The sequence below is a fragment of the Mycobacterium sp. SMC-4 genome (assembly GCF_050205565.1).
GTDB lineage: Bacteria > Actinomycetota > Actinomycetes > Mycobacteriales > Mycobacteriaceae > Mycobacterium.
This window is the reverse complement of record NZ_JBNMQU010000002.1, coordinates 146402-160606: the sequence shown is the minus strand read 5'-3', so window position 1 is coordinate 160606 and position 14205 is coordinate 146402. Positions and strand designations below refer to the sequence as shown.

Sequence of the window (14205 nt, the reverse complement as noted above, 5' to 3'; positions counted from 1 at the left end):
CTGCTGCTCAACGGGCGCATCCACAACCCCGTCATGCCCGACGCGACCGCGATGGCGGTCCGGGACGGGATCGTCGCCTGGATCGGGCGCGACGACGTCGGCCGCACGCAGTTCCCCGACGCCACCGTCAGCGACCTGGCGGGCGGCTTCGTGGCGCCGGCATTCGTCGACAGCCACTTCCACACCACGGCCACCGGACTCGCTCTGACCGGGCTCGACCTACGGCATGCGCGGTCACTGCAGGAATGTCTGCAGCTGCTCTCCGAGTACGCCCGCGCCCATCCGAACGGCGTCATCTGGGGCCACGGCTGGGATGAGACGGCATGGCCAGAGCCGGATCCACCCACCACCTCGGATCTCGACGCCGTCGTCGGCGACCGTCTCGTCTACCTCACCCGGATCGATGTGCACTCGGCCGCGGCCTCGACCGCGTTGCGCCGCCGCGCCGGACTGGTCGAGGCCCAGGCGCCGCTGACTGCCGACGATCATCACCGCGCGCGCCGGGCGGCCCGCGAGGCACTCACCGCCACCCAGCGCGACCGTGCCCGCAGCGCGGCGCTCGACGCCGCCGCGGCCGTCGGAATCGCCGTCGTACACGAGTGCGCCGGCCCCGACGTCTCCGGAATCGACGACTGGCGCGAGCTGCGCGAGTTCGACCACGGCGTCGAAGTCGTCGGCTACTGGGGCGAAGCGGTGACCACCGCGGACGAGGCCCGCGACCTACTGCGCAGTACTCAGGCCCGCGGCCTGGCCGGTGACCTGTTCGTCGACGGCGCGCTGGGTTCGCGCACCGCCTGGTTGCACGAGCCCTACGCGGACGCGCCCGCCACCACCGGCAACAGCTACCTCGACGTCGACGCCGTGACCGCCCACCTCGCAGCCTGCACCGATGCGGACATCACCGCGGGCTTTCATGTGATCGGCGACGCCGCCGTCACCGCCGTCATGACCGCACTGCACCGCGTCGTCGACCGGTTCGGCAGCGTCGCGGTGGCCCGCTGCGGGCATCGCCTCGAGCATCTGGAGATGATCACCGACGAGCAGGCCGCCCACCTCGGCAGCTGGGGCGTCATCGCCAGCGTCCAACCCAACTTCGACGCGCTGTGGGGCGGCGACGACGGCATGTATGCCCGCCGGCTGGGACCCGCCCGCGCGAGCGGCCTCAACCCGTTCGCGCGGCTGGCCTCGCACGGCGTGCCTCTGGCGCTCGGTTCCGACTCCCCGGTGACCGACATGAATCCGTGGACCGGCGTCCGCGCCGCCACCGCCCATCACACGCCGGGCAGCGCCATCTCCGCGCGTGCGGCATTCGCCGCTGCCACCCGCGGCGCGTGGCGGGCCGGGGGAGTGCGCGACGGGGTCAGCGGAACGCTGGTCCCGGGGGCGCCGGCCACCTACGCGATATGGGATGCCGACGACTTCGAGGTGAGCGCCCCGACCGACGCGGTGCAGCGCTGGTCGACCGATCCCCGCTCCCGCGTGCCGGTGCTACCCGCACTGCATGACCAGCTGCCGCGCTGCCGTCAGACGGTCCACCGGGGCGTGATCATCCATGGGTGACGGCTGGGTTCGGGCGGTCGCGAACCGGTCACCTCAGTTGAGCGTCGGCATCGCCGCCGGCCTGGCGCTGTACGCGAGCTTCCCGCCGGTTGGTTGGTGGTTCCTGGCGATCGTCGCGTTCGCCGGGTTGAGCTGGGTGCTGACGCGTCCTTCCACCACCGCCGCGGGCGGCCTGGGCTACGGATTCCTGTTCGGATTGGCGTTCTATCTGCCGTTGCTGCCGTGGATCAGCGGCCTGGTCGGCGCGCTGCCGTGGATCGCGTTGAGTGTGGCCGAGGCCGTGTTCCCGGCGCTGTTCGGGTGGGTCGCGGTGCTGGTTCGCAGGGTTCCCGGCTGGCCGTTGTGGTTCGCCGGGCTGTGGTCGGCGCAGGAATGGCTCAAGTCGACCGTGCCGTTCGGCGGATTCCCCTGGGGTGTGGTCGGGTTCTCCCAGACCGGCGGCCCGCTGCTGCCGCTGGCGCATCTCGGAGGCGCGCCGCTGGTGTCGTTCGCGACGGTGCTCGTCGGCGTCGCCGTGGCCGCGATGACGATGGAGATCGTCTCCTGGTGGCGCCGCGACGCCGCCGCGCGAGCGAAGACTCCGCCGGCGGTCGTGCTGCCCGGGCTGTGCATCGCCCTGGTGCTGGTGGCCACCGCACTGGTGTGGCCGCAGGTGCGCAAGTCCGGCGCCGGAGCTGGGGACGACCCGCCGATCACGGCGGCCGCCGTCCAGGGCAACGTCCCGCGGCTCGGCTTGGACTTCAACGCGCAACGACGCGCGGTGCTCGACAACCATGTCCGGGAGACGCTGCGGTTGGCCGACGACGTGCGGGCCGGGCGCGCGCCCCGACCGATGCTGGTGATCTGGCCGGAGAACTCCTCGGACATCGACCCGCTGGCCAACCGCGATGCGGCGCAACAGATTTCCAGCGCGGCGGCGGCCATCGACGCCCCCATTCTGGTGGGCGGCGTGGTCGCCGCGCCCGGACACAGCCGCACCAACCCGGTGTCGACGAACACGGTGATCGTGTGGAACCCGGAGAGCGGGCCGGCCGACCGCCACGACAAACGGATCGTGCAGCCCTTCGGTGAGTACCTGCCGTGGCGCAGCTTCTTCAGCCGGCTCTCCCCGTATGCGGAGCGGGCCGGATACTTCGTTCCGGGCGACGGCGACGGCGTGGTGCAGGCCGCTGGGGTGCCGGTCGGCGTCACCACCTGCTGGGAGGTCATCTTCGACCGCGCCGCGCGCGAATCGGTGCGCAGCGGCGCCCAGTTGCTGGCGGTGCCGACCAACAACGCCACCTTCGACGAATCGATGAGTGAGCAACAGTTGGCGTTCGCGCGCCTGCGCGCGGTCGAACACGACCGCTATGTGGTGGTCGCCGGTACCACCGGGATCAGCGCGATGATCAGTCCCGACGGACGTGAGCTGGCCCGGACGGAGTTCTTCGAGCCCGCGTACCTGGATCGGCAGTTGCGGCTCAAGACGGTCCTGACCCCGGCGACGCGGTTCGGCCCGTACGTCGAGGCCGCGCTCATCGCCCTCGGCGCTGCGGGTGTGATCGGCGCGATACTGCACAATGGATCTCTCGTGCCGACAAGACTGCGGGGCCGGCGAGCGATGCCCCGCGACCGTGAAGACGATGAAGGAGCCGCATGAGCGTCCCCGGTGGCTTGAACGGTGACCGCCCATCCGCTGCGCGGCCCAGCGACCGCACTCTGGTGATCATCCCGACCTACAACGAGCGCGACAATCTGTTGACCATCGTGTCCCGGGTGCATGCCGCCGAGCCCGACGTGCACGTCCTCATCGTCGACGACGGCAGCCCGGACGGCACGGGCGAGTTGGCCGATGAACTCGCGCTCGGTGACCCCGATCGGGTGCACGTGATGCACCGGACCTCCAAGGACGGGCTGGGCGCGGCCTACCTCGCCGGTTTCGCGTGGGGGTTGAACCGTCAGTACTCGGTGCTGGTGGAGATGGATGCCGACGGTAGCCACGCCCCCGAGCAGCTGCACCGGCTGCTCGACGAGATCGACAAGGGCGCCGATGTGGTGATCGGGTCGCGGTACGTCGACGGCGGCGAGGTGCGCAACTGGCCGCGGCGGCGGCTCGTCCTGTCTCGCACCGCCAACGGGTACTCGCGCATCCTGCTCGGCGTGGACATCCACGACATCACGGCGGGCTACCGCGCCTACCGGCGTGAGGTGCTGGAAAAGATCGACCTGTCCGCGGTGGACTCCAAGGGCTACGGGTTCCAGGTGGATTTGACCTGGCGCTCGATCAACGCCGGCTTCACCGTCCTCGAGGTGCCCATCACGTTCACCGAGCGTGAGCACGGTGAATCGAAGATGGACGGCTCGACGATTCGGGAGGCGATCATCAAGGTCGCCCAGTGGGGCCTGCGCGCCCGTCTCGATCGGGCACGCGGCGTCACACCCTGAGGCGGGTCAGCTCCCGCGGCGGCGGGTCTTGATGATCTCGAGACGCTCCTTGAGCAGTTCGTCGAGTTCCTCGATCGAACGGCGCTCCAGCAGCATGTCCCAGTGGGTCCGCGGCGGCTTGACCTTCTTGGGCTCGGGTACGTCACCCTCGATCAGGGTGCCTTCCATGCCGTTGCGGCACAACCAGGTGCCGGGGATCTCGGCGTCGTCGGCGAACGGAACGTCGAATTCCTCGCCGTTGTCGGTGCGGTAGCGCGCGACCTGACGCGGCGCCAAGTCGTGGTTGCGGTCGGTCTCGTAGCTCACCGCGCCGAGCCGGCTGCCCCTCAATACACGATCAGCCATCGTCCACTCCTCTTATCAGCGCAATATGTCCCGGATGGTTCAACGCAGACGCGCCGGCACAAGTTCCTCGGGGCCGTCCCCGACTCGGCCATCGATGATACCGGGATTGCTGCGGGCTTGGGTTTAGAGTCTGGCTGTGACGCCTCAGGCCACCCGGTCCAGCACTCGCATCCGCCCTCAGAACTGCCGTTGGTGTGGTCGCGAAGTCGCCGACAGCGGCCTGGGCCGGCGCCGCCAGTACTGCCGGCAGTCGTGTCGCCAGCGCGCCTACGAGCAGCGCGCTCTGGTGAAAGGCACCTCGGTCCCGCCGGACGCGGTGGTGCTCAGCGCCGAGGAAGCCGCCGAGTTGTCCGATCGCGTCTACCAGGTGCGGTGTGCCGCTGAAGACATGGCCACCGCGCTCGAGGAGGGCGCCGGGCCCGCCGAGTTGCGGGAGCTGTGTGACGCGGTCATGCAGGCTGCGCGCGCCGCGGACGGCTGGCGGTAGTAGCCCGACGAAATCGGCCGCCGACCGGTAGTCTGGGCCGGTATCCACACCGTTCAACCTGCAGAAACGGGGCATCGGTGGTTGGTCACAGTGTCGAGTTCACCGCCTCGCCGCCGATGCGGACGTGGCGTTGGGACGACTTCGTCCTCGACACCGCGTGCTACGAACTGCGCCGCGCCGACACGGTGATCAGAGTCGAGCCTCAGGTGTTCGACGTGCTGACACAGTTGATCACCCACCACGACCGCCTCATGAGCAAGGAAGAACTGCTCGACTCTGTGTGGGGCGGGCGGTTCGTCGGCGAAGCAGCGTTGACCAGTCGGATCAAAGCCGCGCGCCGCGCATTGGGTGACGACGGTGAATCCCAGCGCTACATCCGCACTGTCCGCGGTCGCGGGTACCAGTTCGTCGGCCGCCTCCACGGACCGCGCATCGAACACGCACTGCCGGACCCGAGGATGCTCGGCCAGCACATCGCGTTCTGCGAAGCAGACGACGGCGTGCGGTTGGCCTACGGCGTCACCGGGAGCGGCCCGCCGTTGGTGCGCGCGGCGAACTGGATGACACATCTGGGCTACGACATCGAGAGCCCGGTGTGGTGCCACTGGGTGCGCGACCTGTCGGCGTGGCACACCCTCGTCCGCTACGACGAACGTGGCTGCGGTCTGTCTGACTGGGACGTTCACGAATTCACGTTCGAAGACTGGGTGACCGATCTCGAATCCGTGGTCGAGGCACTGGGTTTGGAGCGGTTCCCGCTGCTGGGTGTGTCGCAGGGCGGGGCGGTGGCGGTCGCCTACGCCGCGCGCCACCCCGAGAAGGTGACTCGGCTGGTCCTCAGTGGCGCGTACGCGCGGGGCCGCGCCGTGCGCGCGGTCACCGATGAGGAAAAGCGGGCTGCCGCACTGGATCTGGAGCTGGCGCGGGTGGGCTGGGGTCGGTCGGATCCGGCGTTCCGACAGGTGTTCGCCGCGCAGTTCCTGCCCGACGGGACCCGCGCCGACTGGGATGCCTTCGATCAATTGCAGCGACGCACCACGTCGGCGCAGAACGCCGTGCGGTTCCTGGAGGTGTTCGCCCGCATCGACGTTCGTCGCCTTGCCGGTGAGGTGCGGTGTCCGACACTTGTGTTGCATTCCCGGGATGACCATCGCGTGCCCCTGCGCTACGGCGAGGAACTGGCCTCGATGATCCCCGGCGCCACGCTGATCACCCTGTCGAGCAGCAATCATCTGCTGACCTCCCAGGAGCCGGCGTGGCGCATCTTCTGCGACGAGGTGCACTCCTTCCTGATCGCCTGAGTGCGTAGGTCTCCACGAAATCTCCACCTGATCTCCATGCGCCGGCGCGCCGACGGATTCATGCTTCCCGGCATGAGAATCAGACTTCTACCGCTGCTGGTGGCGGCCGCCCTGACCGTGCTGGGAACCTCGGTGGGTTGCTCGAAGGACACATCGACCGAAGCCGCACCGGTCGCGCAGTCGGCTGCCTTCCCGCAGACAGCGCGCTACATGGCCGACGCGGTCTCGGCGGACGGGGCAGCCATGGCGATCGGCATCAGCGTCGACGGCGACTCGGTTGCCGCCTATGCGTGCAACGGAACCGACGACGAGGCATGGTTTTTAGGCAACCAAGCCGACGGCGCGATCGACCTCACCTCACGGATGCGCGACACACTCACCGCCGACTACGACGGCACCGCCGTCACCGGCGTGGTGACCATGAATGGTGTCGCCCATCCGTTCACCGCGGACGCGGTGTCAGGTCTGGCCGGCATGTACACCGCCGAGGCGGGCGGCGCGCGCTCGTCGTGGGTGGTGCGCCCGGACGGGTCGGCGACCGGTGTGCAGTTCAGCGGTTTCAGCCAAGGTGATCGCGACCGCAACTTCGATCCGTTCGATCTCGACGGGCTCACCGACTTTCAGGTGCGCCACGACGTGCGCACCAAGCGCAAGCTGGGCCCGGCCGGACCGATCGAATTCCCCGACGGGCGTCCGCAGGCCAGCATCAACGGCCGGCCGGTGACGCCGATCCTGGTCACCGGGACCTTCCGGTTGCCCTGACCGACCGAAGTCTCAGCAGCGGTACAGCGCCGCGGCATCCGGTGGGGTCGGCGCCGGCTGCAGGCAGCCGTACGGGGTGACGCCGGCGGTGCTGATCCGCACGGCGGTGCGGTGGGCGTAGTTCACGCAGATCAGCGCAGCAGCATCAGCGCGGCACCTGTTGTCGCCGAAGGCCAGCGACTGGCCGTCGGCCAGTTCTGGGCCGCTGCCGCTGCCGAACGGTCCCGGATCGCCGCGCAGCGAACCTACCTGCACGGACGTACCGGAAATCGTGATCCAGCCCGGCTTCCACGCCCCTTCGGCGCCCGCGGGTCGCGGCGGCGGATCGTCGAGCTCGACCAGGCACATCAGATCGCCCGCGGTCATGCACTGCGTCGTGGTCAGCGGCGCACCGGCGGACGCGGTGAACGCGATGTCCTCACCGAGGCGGGTGGCCACACCGTCGCGGAATGCGACGTGGAATTCGGCGGGATCGGCGGCGACGCCGTCTTCGACCCAGCTGATCACCGACGATATGGATGCATCCGCGTTCGGCACCGCAGGCGGGGCCGTTGTCGTCGGGACCGGCGACGGCGCAGTCGTGGTGGGTGGCGCCGCAGTCGGGGACGGGGTGGCAGACGGCTCGGCTTGGCCGCCCACGGACTGCGAGCAGGCCGTCGTCAGGGCGGCCAGAACCGCCAGGACCGCGATGCGCATGCGGCCAAGGTTAACGGGCCGACACGGTTCGGCCAGTCGTACACGTCGCGGCAACGTTCGCTACCGTCGGCAGGATGCACGAACACACCATTCGGGCGAAGACGGCTTCCGGAATCGTCGAGGGCTTCACCCGGGACGGGGTTCACCGCTGGCGCGCCATCCCGTACGCCAAGCCACCCGTCGGGCCGCTGCGTTACCGGGCTCCGCAGCCGGTGCAGCCGTGGCCCGGCGTCCGCTACTGCCATGGACTGGGCAACTGCGCGCCGCAGCAGCGCATGTACACCATGTTGGCCCCGGGTCGGTACCAGCCGCAGAGCGAAGACTGCCTGATCCTCAACGTGGTCATGCCCGCCGACCTCACTCCCAATCAGGACGCCGCGGAGCTGCCGGTGATGGTGTTCATCCACGGCGGGGGTTACGTGTTGGGCAGTTCGGCCACCCCGATCTACGACGGGGCGTCGCTGGCCCGCAAGGGGTGCGTGTTCGTCTCGGTGAATTACCGCCTCGGAGCGCTCGGATGTGTGGAGCTGTCCTCCTTGTCGACGCCCGATATCCGTATCGACGACAACCTCTTCCTGCGCGACCTGGTGATGGCCCTGCGTTGGGTGAAGGACAACATCGCCGCATTCGGCGGCGACCCCGACAACGTCACGATCTTCGGTGAGAGCGCCGGTGCACACGCCGTCGCCACGCTGATGGCCACCCCGGACGCCAAAGGTCTCTTCAAGCAAGCGATTTCGCAGAGCCCGCCCACCGGCATGACCCGCAGCGCCGAGATGGCCGCAGAGTACGCCGCGCGGTTCGCCCGGCTGCTCGGTACCGACGAAGAGGGCGCTGCGGCAAAGCTTCTCGCGGTGCGCCCGGCCGAGCTGGTCGATACTCTCGAGCGTCTCATCGTCGACGGACAACAAGACATGGTCGGCGCATTCGCGGTCGGCCCCACCTTCGGCACCGATTACCTTCCGCTGGAACCGTTCGAGGCGATGCGCCGCGGCGCTGCGGCGCCGGTGCCGCTCATCGTCGGCAGCAACGCCGAAGAAGGTCGGCTGTTCACCCGGTTCCTCAAACTGCTGCCGACCAACGAGCAGGCCATCGAGAAGATGTTCGCCATGGCTGATCCCGAAGTGCGGGAACGTATTCTGGCCGCCTATCCGGGCTATCCGGACCCTTCGGTGTGCGTTCGCATCGGTGGCGACTGCATCTTCGGCTCGGCGATCTGGGAAATGGCGCAGGCCCACAGCCGGCACGCGCCGACCTACGTGTACCGGTTCGACTACGCACCCCGCACTCTCCGTCTGGCCGGGATGGGCGCCACCCACGCCACCGAACTGTTCGCCCTGTTCGGCGTCTACCGCACCCGCTTCGGCAGGTTGCTGACCGCAGGTGTCGACGCCGCGGCCGCACGCAAGGTCACCAAAGACATGCAGGGCCGCTGGTTGTCTTTCGCCCAGGGGGCGGTGCCGGGCGCGGATTGGCCGCGATACAACGCCGACGAGCGTCCGGTGCTGGTCCTCGACCGGCGCCGCCGCGTCGAGTACGACCCGCACGCCGAACAACGTCAGGCGTGGCACGGGTTCTCGCTGGCCGCCCGGTAGGCTCGGTACTCGAGATGGTTGCCCGGTCTGTCGCGCTGTTCGTCCTCGCCGCGCTCCTCGAGATCGGCGGCGCCTGGTTGGTCTGGCAGGGTGTGCGCGAGCACCGCGGTTGGTTGTGGATCGGTGCCGGCGTCATCGCATTGGGGGCCTACGGATTCGTGGCCGCCTTCCAGCCCGACGCGCACTTCGGTCGGGTGCTGGCCGCTTACGGCGGGGTGTTCATCGCCGGGTCACTGCTGTGGGGGATGGTCGCCGACGGCTTTCGGCCCGACCGCTGGGATGTGATCGGCGCATCGGTGGCGCTGATTGGCGTCGGCCTGATCATGTACGCGCCGCGCTGATTTGATCAGCCCAGATGGGCGCTGTCGTCGTCGAGGTCGTCACGACTCAGGCCCATCGGGGTGCCGTCGGGCACGTCGCCGGCGGCTACCACTTTGCGGGTGATCGGCGTCAGTGCCCGGAACAGCGACTCGACGTCGGTGTCGTCGAGCACGTCGAACGCGGTCAGCGCCGCCGAGTCGGTCGCGTCCTCGATGTGCTGTTTGAGTTCGCGGCCCGCGTCGGTCAACGCGCCGGTTCCGTCGAGCAGCCCCCGACGCCGCAGACCGTCCTGGCACTGGGCCCACTGCGCGTCGTCGTAGTCGCGTCCGCGTTTGATCATCGCCTCGGGGACACGACCGGCGGCGGCGTGCAACACGTTGGCGTCCCGCCCGGAGAGTCGCTGGGCGGTCAGGACCGCGACGTGTCCGTCGCCGCGGTGTTCACGCAACAGGGTGACGGAGTGCCACAACCGCGCGAGCGGTTCGTCGGGCCAGGGGAGTGCCCGGTTGGCGGCGTAGAGCGGTCGCCCGCCGACGTCGGCGCCGGCCGCGGCGCGGGCGGCCGGCTCTGCTGCGGCGGCGGCTTCCTCGTCGGTCACCCCTGCCCGGCGCAGGGCCGCCACCGCGGACTCGAGGCGGACGCTTAGAGCGTCGTCAGGCGAAGCGACATCCCACGCGGCCGGTAGCGCTTTGGCGACACGTTCGGGGGTGAAACTGTAGAACGCCGCGGTGACGACTTCGGGCGGGACCACGCCGAAGGGCGCGGACCGGGCGGCGAAGTAACCCATCCAGAAGCCGCGGTACCCGAGCCCGTCGAGTGCGGCCCGGGCTTCGGGGGCGAAGTAGGTGACGGCGTGCACCGGCTCGAAGCGATCGAACAAGCGGCGCGCAATTGATGGCTGACGATCCATCGTTGCAGTCAATCATCTGCGCACCCGCCTGCTAGGGTCCGGTGCAAGCTTGCCGACTGTGACGGGACAGCACATGCGGAAAGTCCGTGGGGGACTGGGCGTCGTCTGCGCGATCGTCGCGCTGGGTGGGTGCACGGTGCAGACCCCTGAAGGCATCCCGGCCGTGGCGCCGGCTGACCTGGAGCGCGACATCTCGGCGCGCCTCGCGGACGCCGGTGAGCAACCGAAATCGGTGACCTGCAACGACCCGCTGGCCGGCGAGGTCGGCCAGGTCGCCCGGTGCGACGTCGAGTTGAGCGAAACCAACAGCTTTCAGCCGATGGTGACGGTCACCTCGGTCGACGGCGAGACGATCGACTACGAGATGCTGCCCGCGCTGTCCCAGGAACAGTTGGAGCGGGGCGTCGCGCGACTGATCGACGGGGCCGGGCCCGGGCCTACGAGCAGCGTGAGCTGCCGCTCGGGTCTGGTGGGGACCATGGGCGCGACCGCGATCTGCGATGTCACCACAGCCGGAAACACGTTGCCGCGCACCGCCGTAGTGACCCATGTCGACGGCCTGATGATGAACTTCGATCTGCTTCCGCTGCTCACCAAAGCCGAGGTGGAGGGGTCGTTGCTCGACGAATTGGCCACCCACCTGGGTACCCGGCCCGACTCCGCGAGCTGTTCGGGCGACCTGGAGGGCCGGCCGGGCAACAGGGTGGATTGCCTCGTTGTCGCGGGTCCCGAGAGCGCAGCTTTCACGCTGACGGTGACCACGGTCGACGGCGAGAAGATCGACTACACCTACGCTCCTAAGCAGTGACACGACCGGAAGGGGTCAGTGGTGGTACCCATCGTGGTCATGGGGGTTTCGGGCTCGGGCAAGTCGACGGTGGGCGCCGCCTTGGCCCAACGGTTGCGGGTGCCGTTCGCCGACGCCGACGACTTCCACCCACCTGCCAACATCGCCAAGATGAGCGCCGGTGAGCCGCTCGACGACGATGACCGCTACCCGTGGCTCGAGGCGATCGGCGAGTGGCTGGCGCAGCGGTGCGACACCGGCGGGGTGATCAGTTGTTCAGCGTTGAAGCACCGGTACCGCGATCAACTGCGCACCCACTGCGCCGAGGTTCAGTTCCTGCATCTGAGCGGAACCGTCGAGGTGATCAGCCGCCGCCAGGCCAGCCGTCCCGGTCACTTTATGCCCGCATCGCTCCTGCAGTCGCAGTTCGACACGCTCGAACCGCTCGCCGACGACGAGCGTGGGTGCGAGATCGACGTCGACCAGAGCATCGACGCCATTGTCGACGCTGCGGTCGCAGGGCTGACCGAGGACGCGTAGGCGACGGTCAGCGCCCGAAGCGGCGCTTCTTGACCTCGACGTTGGCCGTATCCGCCAGCTCCGCTGCGCGCGATTTGGCCAGCTCGGCACGCGCGCGCGCCAGTTCGGCCAGTTCAGCGCCACGGTCACGGGCGACATCGGCCAGCTCCGGGGCCCGATCCCGGGCGACGTCGGCGAGTTCGAGTCCGCGTTCGCGGGCCAGTTCGGCCCACTTGCCGCCCCTCTCCCGTGCGACGTCGGCGAGCTCGGGACCGCGGTCCCGCGCCACCTCGGCGATTTCGTGTCCGCGTTCGCGGGCCACCTCGGCGAGTTCGAGTCCGCGTTCGCGGGCCAGCTCGGCCCACTCGCCGCCGCGCTCCCGCGCGATGTGCGCGAGCTCGCGGCCCCGTTCGGCTCCCACGTGCAGTCCCTGGTTGACCTTCTCGGCCAGTTGGCTGTCGGTCAGTCCGCTGCCGGCGGCTGCGCCCACTGGCAGGGCTGCCGACACGGCTTCGGTGACCTTCCGGGCCGCTCGCCGTCCTCGCCAGCCCAGCGACGGACGGCCTTCGGTGTCGACGGCGGCGATGATCAGGCCGCCGATCAGGCTGACGTCGGTGATGAAAGCTCGCCGCTCGTCGGCTTTCTGGGCCGGGTCGGTCACGTTCCAGAACGCGTGACTGCCGAGCGATCCCGGCACCACCGTCAGAGCCAGTGCCGCCGAGGCGACGCGGGGCAGCTTGCCGGTCGCCAGCAACAGACCGCCGCCGATCTGTACGGCGGCGTTGACGCGTGCCACGGTCTCGGCGTTGGACGGGACGTTGGTGCCGACCGGATCGGGCAGCTTGCTCAAACCTTCGAGGGTCTGTCGGGTGGCGTCGGCGGCCGGCTTCGGGCTTCGAAGCGCATCGACACCACGCGAGATGAATACTGCTGACAGCATGGGGCGCGCAACACGTCTGATCAACATGCGGCCTGTGTTCCCACGGTCTCCGGGGTGCAAACCCGATCCCGTTGAGTCCGGCGGTGAAACCCCAGAGACGGCCAACGCCGCGTCCCCCCAATGGGATGGACGCGGCGTCGGCCGTGTGAAAGTGCCCGGTTATGGAGCGGGAACGCTGCCGCAGCCCACACCGGGGATGCAACCGGCGGCTCCGCCCGGTCCGGCTACGCCTGCCGGTCCGCCGGGGATGGATCCGGCTGCTCCGCCGGGTCCGGCGACACCCTGCGGTCCGCCGGGGATCGCGCCGGCTGCTCCGCCGGGTCCGGCCGCGCCCGCGGGTCCACCGGGGATGGACCCCGCTGCGCCGCCGGGTCCGGCCACGCCCGCCGGCCCACCCGGGATGGCACCGGCTGCTCCGCCGGGTCCGGCCACGCCTGCCGGTCCACCCGGGACGGCGCCGGCGACTCCCGGCGGCGGCGGAGGTGGCGGAGGAGCGGCACATCCGGTGCCGTAGGGGTCATAGCAGCCGGGCGGTCCGCCCGCGGCTGCCACCGGGGCGAGTGCGACGGCGGCGGCGACTGCACCGCCGAACAGGAAAGGAGTCAGGTGTTTCGGTTTCAGCAGCATGCGGCGGCGAGTACCACCGATAGAGAATTTCAAACATCGCATTGACCTGCACCAGAATGCATCCGTGAGAACCGATGGGGCGCGTACCGGAGCGCTGATGGCTGTGGTCGCGATGATCTGCGTGCAGACCGGCCTGGCCGTGTCCGTCACGCTGATCGACGACATCGGTGTCGACGGTGCGGCGTGGCTGCGCCTGGCGTGGGCGGGGCTGCTGCTCCTGGTCGCCGTACGGCCTTCGCCGAAAGCGTTCACTCGCAAGAGCTTTGCGATGTGCGTCCTGCTCGGAGTGGTCACCGCCGCGATCACGCTGCTGTTCATGGCTGCGTTGGCGCGCATCCCGCTGGGCACCGCCAGCGCACTGGAGTTCCTCGGCCCGCTCGGGGTGGCCGTGCTGCGCGGGTCGGGACCCGGTCGGCTGCTGTGGCCCGGCTTGGCCGGCGTCGGAGTGATCCTGCTGACCCAGCCGTGGAGCGGCGCCGTCGACCTTCTCGGCGTCGCCTACGCGCTCGGTGCCGCGGCCTGCTGGGCCACCTACATACTGCTCACCCAGAAGGTGGGCGACGAGGTCTCCGGCCTGAACGGCCTCGCGGTCTCGATGCCCGTCGCCGCTCTGGTAGCCACCGCCGCCGTGGGCGGATCCGTGATCCCCGAGATGACGCCACAGCTTCTGGCAGTCGGCTTGGGCCTCGCGGTGCTGCTGCCGGTGGTGCCTTTCACCCTCGAACTGTTGGCGCTGCGCCGACTCACCGCCGCGGCCTTCGGCACGTTGATGAGTCTGGAACCCGCACTGGCGTTGGTGATCGGCTTCTTCGTGCTCGCTCAGAACCCGGGTGTGTGGGCCGTCGTCGGTGTGCTGTTCGTCGTTGCCGCCGGGGTCGGAGCGACCCGGTCGGGGTCCCGCCCGGGGCCGGTCCCGCTGGAGGTGGGCTGA

Annotated in this window: 16 protein-coding genes; 11 read left to right on the top strand and 5 right to left on the bottom strand. The window is 69.6% G+C overall.

Annotated elements, in window-relative coordinates:
* The first annotated feature begins 33 nt into the window (after window positions 1-33).
* The 3 genes from ACQI46_RS05510 to ACQI46_RS05500 are packed head-to-tail and all read left to right on the top strand — an operon-like array spanning window position 34 to window position 3984.
* Window positions 34-1560 (top strand): amidohydrolase, encoded by a 1527-nt coding sequence (locus ACQI46_RS05510; protein WP_427093193.1) that lies wholly within the window; start codon window positions 34-36, stop codon window positions 1558-1560.
* Window positions 1553-3199 (top strand): apolipoprotein N-acyltransferase, encoded by a 1647-nt coding sequence (gene lnt / locus ACQI46_RS05505; protein ID WP_427092966.1) that lies wholly within the window; start codon window positions 1553-1555, stop codon window positions 3197-3199. Before ACQI46_RS05510 ends, lnt begins: the two co-directional genes overlap by 8 nt.
* The gene (locus ACQI46_RS05500) at window positions 3196-3984 is read left to right on the top strand and encodes a polyprenol monophosphomannose synthase (RefSeq protein ID WP_427092965.1); all 789 of its coding nucleotides are present in this window, start codon (window positions 3196-3198) and stop codon (window positions 3982-3984) included. Before lnt ends, ACQI46_RS05500 begins: the two co-directional genes overlap by 4 nt.
* Window positions 3985-3990: 6 nt before the next feature.
* On the opposite strand, the gene ACQI46_RS05495 is transcribed toward ACQI46_RS05500, so the two are convergent.
* Entirely contained in the window at window positions 3991-4329 is a 339-nt protein-coding gene (locus tag ACQI46_RS05495) for an RNA polymerase-binding protein RbpA (RefSeq protein ID WP_098002685.1), read from the bottom strand.
* A gap of 136 nt (window positions 4330-4465) precedes the next feature.
* Between ACQI46_RS05495 and ACQI46_RS05490 the strand changes: the two genes are divergently transcribed.
* The 3 genes from ACQI46_RS05490 to ACQI46_RS05480 all read left to right on the top strand — a co-directional run bounded on the left by ACQI46_RS05490 (window position 4466) and on the right by ACQI46_RS05480 (window position 6879).
* Window positions 4466-4816, top strand: coding sequence for a hypothetical protein (locus ACQI46_RS05490; RefSeq protein ID WP_427092964.1), 351 nt, complete (start codon window positions 4466-4468; stop codon window positions 4814-4816).
* 116 nt (window positions 4817-4932) lie between these two features.
* A complete protein-coding gene (locus ACQI46_RS05485) occupies window positions 4933-6117 on the top strand; it encodes an alpha/beta fold hydrolase (RefSeq protein ID WP_427093192.1) in 1185 nt (394 codons plus the stop codon).
* Window positions 6118-6189: 72 nt separating this feature from the next.
* Entirely contained in the window at window positions 6190-6879 is a 690-nt protein-coding gene (locus tag ACQI46_RS05480) for a hypothetical protein (protein ID WP_427092963.1), read from the top strand.
* A gap of 12 nt (window positions 6880-6891) precedes the next feature.
* Here the strand turns inward: ACQI46_RS05480 and ACQI46_RS05475 are convergent, their stop codons facing one another.
* A complete protein-coding gene (locus ACQI46_RS05475) occupies window positions 6892-7575 on the bottom strand; it encodes a hypothetical protein (protein WP_427092962.1) in 684 nt (227 codons plus the stop codon).
* Between the two features lie 74 nt (window positions 7576-7649).
* Here ACQI46_RS05475 and ACQI46_RS05470 point away from each other — a divergent pair, with 74 nt between their 5' ends.
* Window positions 7650-9170, top strand: coding sequence for a carboxylesterase/lipase family protein (locus tag ACQI46_RS05470; RefSeq protein ID WP_427092961.1), 1521 nt, complete (start codon window positions 7650-7652; stop codon window positions 9168-9170).
* Window positions 9171-9184: 14 nt separating this feature from the next.
* On the top strand, window positions 9185-9511 hold the full coding sequence (locus ACQI46_RS05465) for a YnfA family protein (protein ID WP_427092960.1): 327 nt from the start codon (window positions 9185-9187) through the stop codon (window positions 9509-9511).
* 5 nt (window positions 9512-9516) lie between these two features.
* Here ACQI46_RS05465 and ACQI46_RS05460 read toward each other — a convergent pair whose 3' ends face one another.
* Window positions 9517-10401 carry an SCO6745 family protein gene (locus tag ACQI46_RS05460; RefSeq protein WP_427092959.1) on the bottom strand — a complete coding sequence of 295 codons (885 nt, stop codon included), beginning with the start codon at window positions 10399-10401 and terminating at the stop codon, window positions 9517-9519.
* 73 nt (window positions 10402-10474) lie between these two features.
* Here ACQI46_RS05460 and ACQI46_RS05455 point away from each other — a divergent pair, with 73 nt between their 5' ends.
* Together ACQI46_RS05455 and ACQI46_RS05450 are read left to right on the top strand one after the other, a co-directional pair.
* Entirely contained in the window at window positions 10475-11209 is a 735-nt protein-coding gene (locus ACQI46_RS05455) for a DUF4333 domain-containing protein (protein WP_427092958.1), read from the top strand.
* Between the two features lie 18 nt (window positions 11210-11227).
* Window positions 11228-11728, top strand: coding sequence for a gluconokinase (locus tag ACQI46_RS05450; RefSeq protein ID WP_427092957.1), 501 nt, complete (start codon window positions 11228-11230; stop codon window positions 11726-11728).
* Between the two features lie 7 nt (window positions 11729-11735).
* On the opposite strand, the gene ACQI46_RS05445 is transcribed toward ACQI46_RS05450, so the two are convergent.
* Window positions 11736-12674, bottom strand: coding sequence for a DoxX family membrane protein (locus tag ACQI46_RS05445; protein ID WP_427092956.1), 939 nt, complete (start codon window positions 12672-12674; stop codon window positions 11736-11738).
* A gap of 132 nt (window positions 12675-12806) precedes the next feature.
* The gene (locus ACQI46_RS05440; protein ID WP_427092955.1) at window positions 12807-13274 is read right to left on the bottom strand and encodes a hypothetical protein; all 468 of its coding nucleotides are present in this window, start codon (window positions 13272-13274) and stop codon (window positions 12807-12809) included.
* Window positions 13275-13338: 64 nt separating this feature from the next.
* On the opposite strand from ACQI46_RS05440, the gene ACQI46_RS05435 reads away from it, so the two are divergent.
* On the top strand, window positions 13339-14205 hold the full coding sequence (locus tag ACQI46_RS05435) for an EamA family transporter (RefSeq protein WP_427092954.1): 867 nt from the start codon (window positions 13339-13341) through the stop codon (window positions 14203-14205).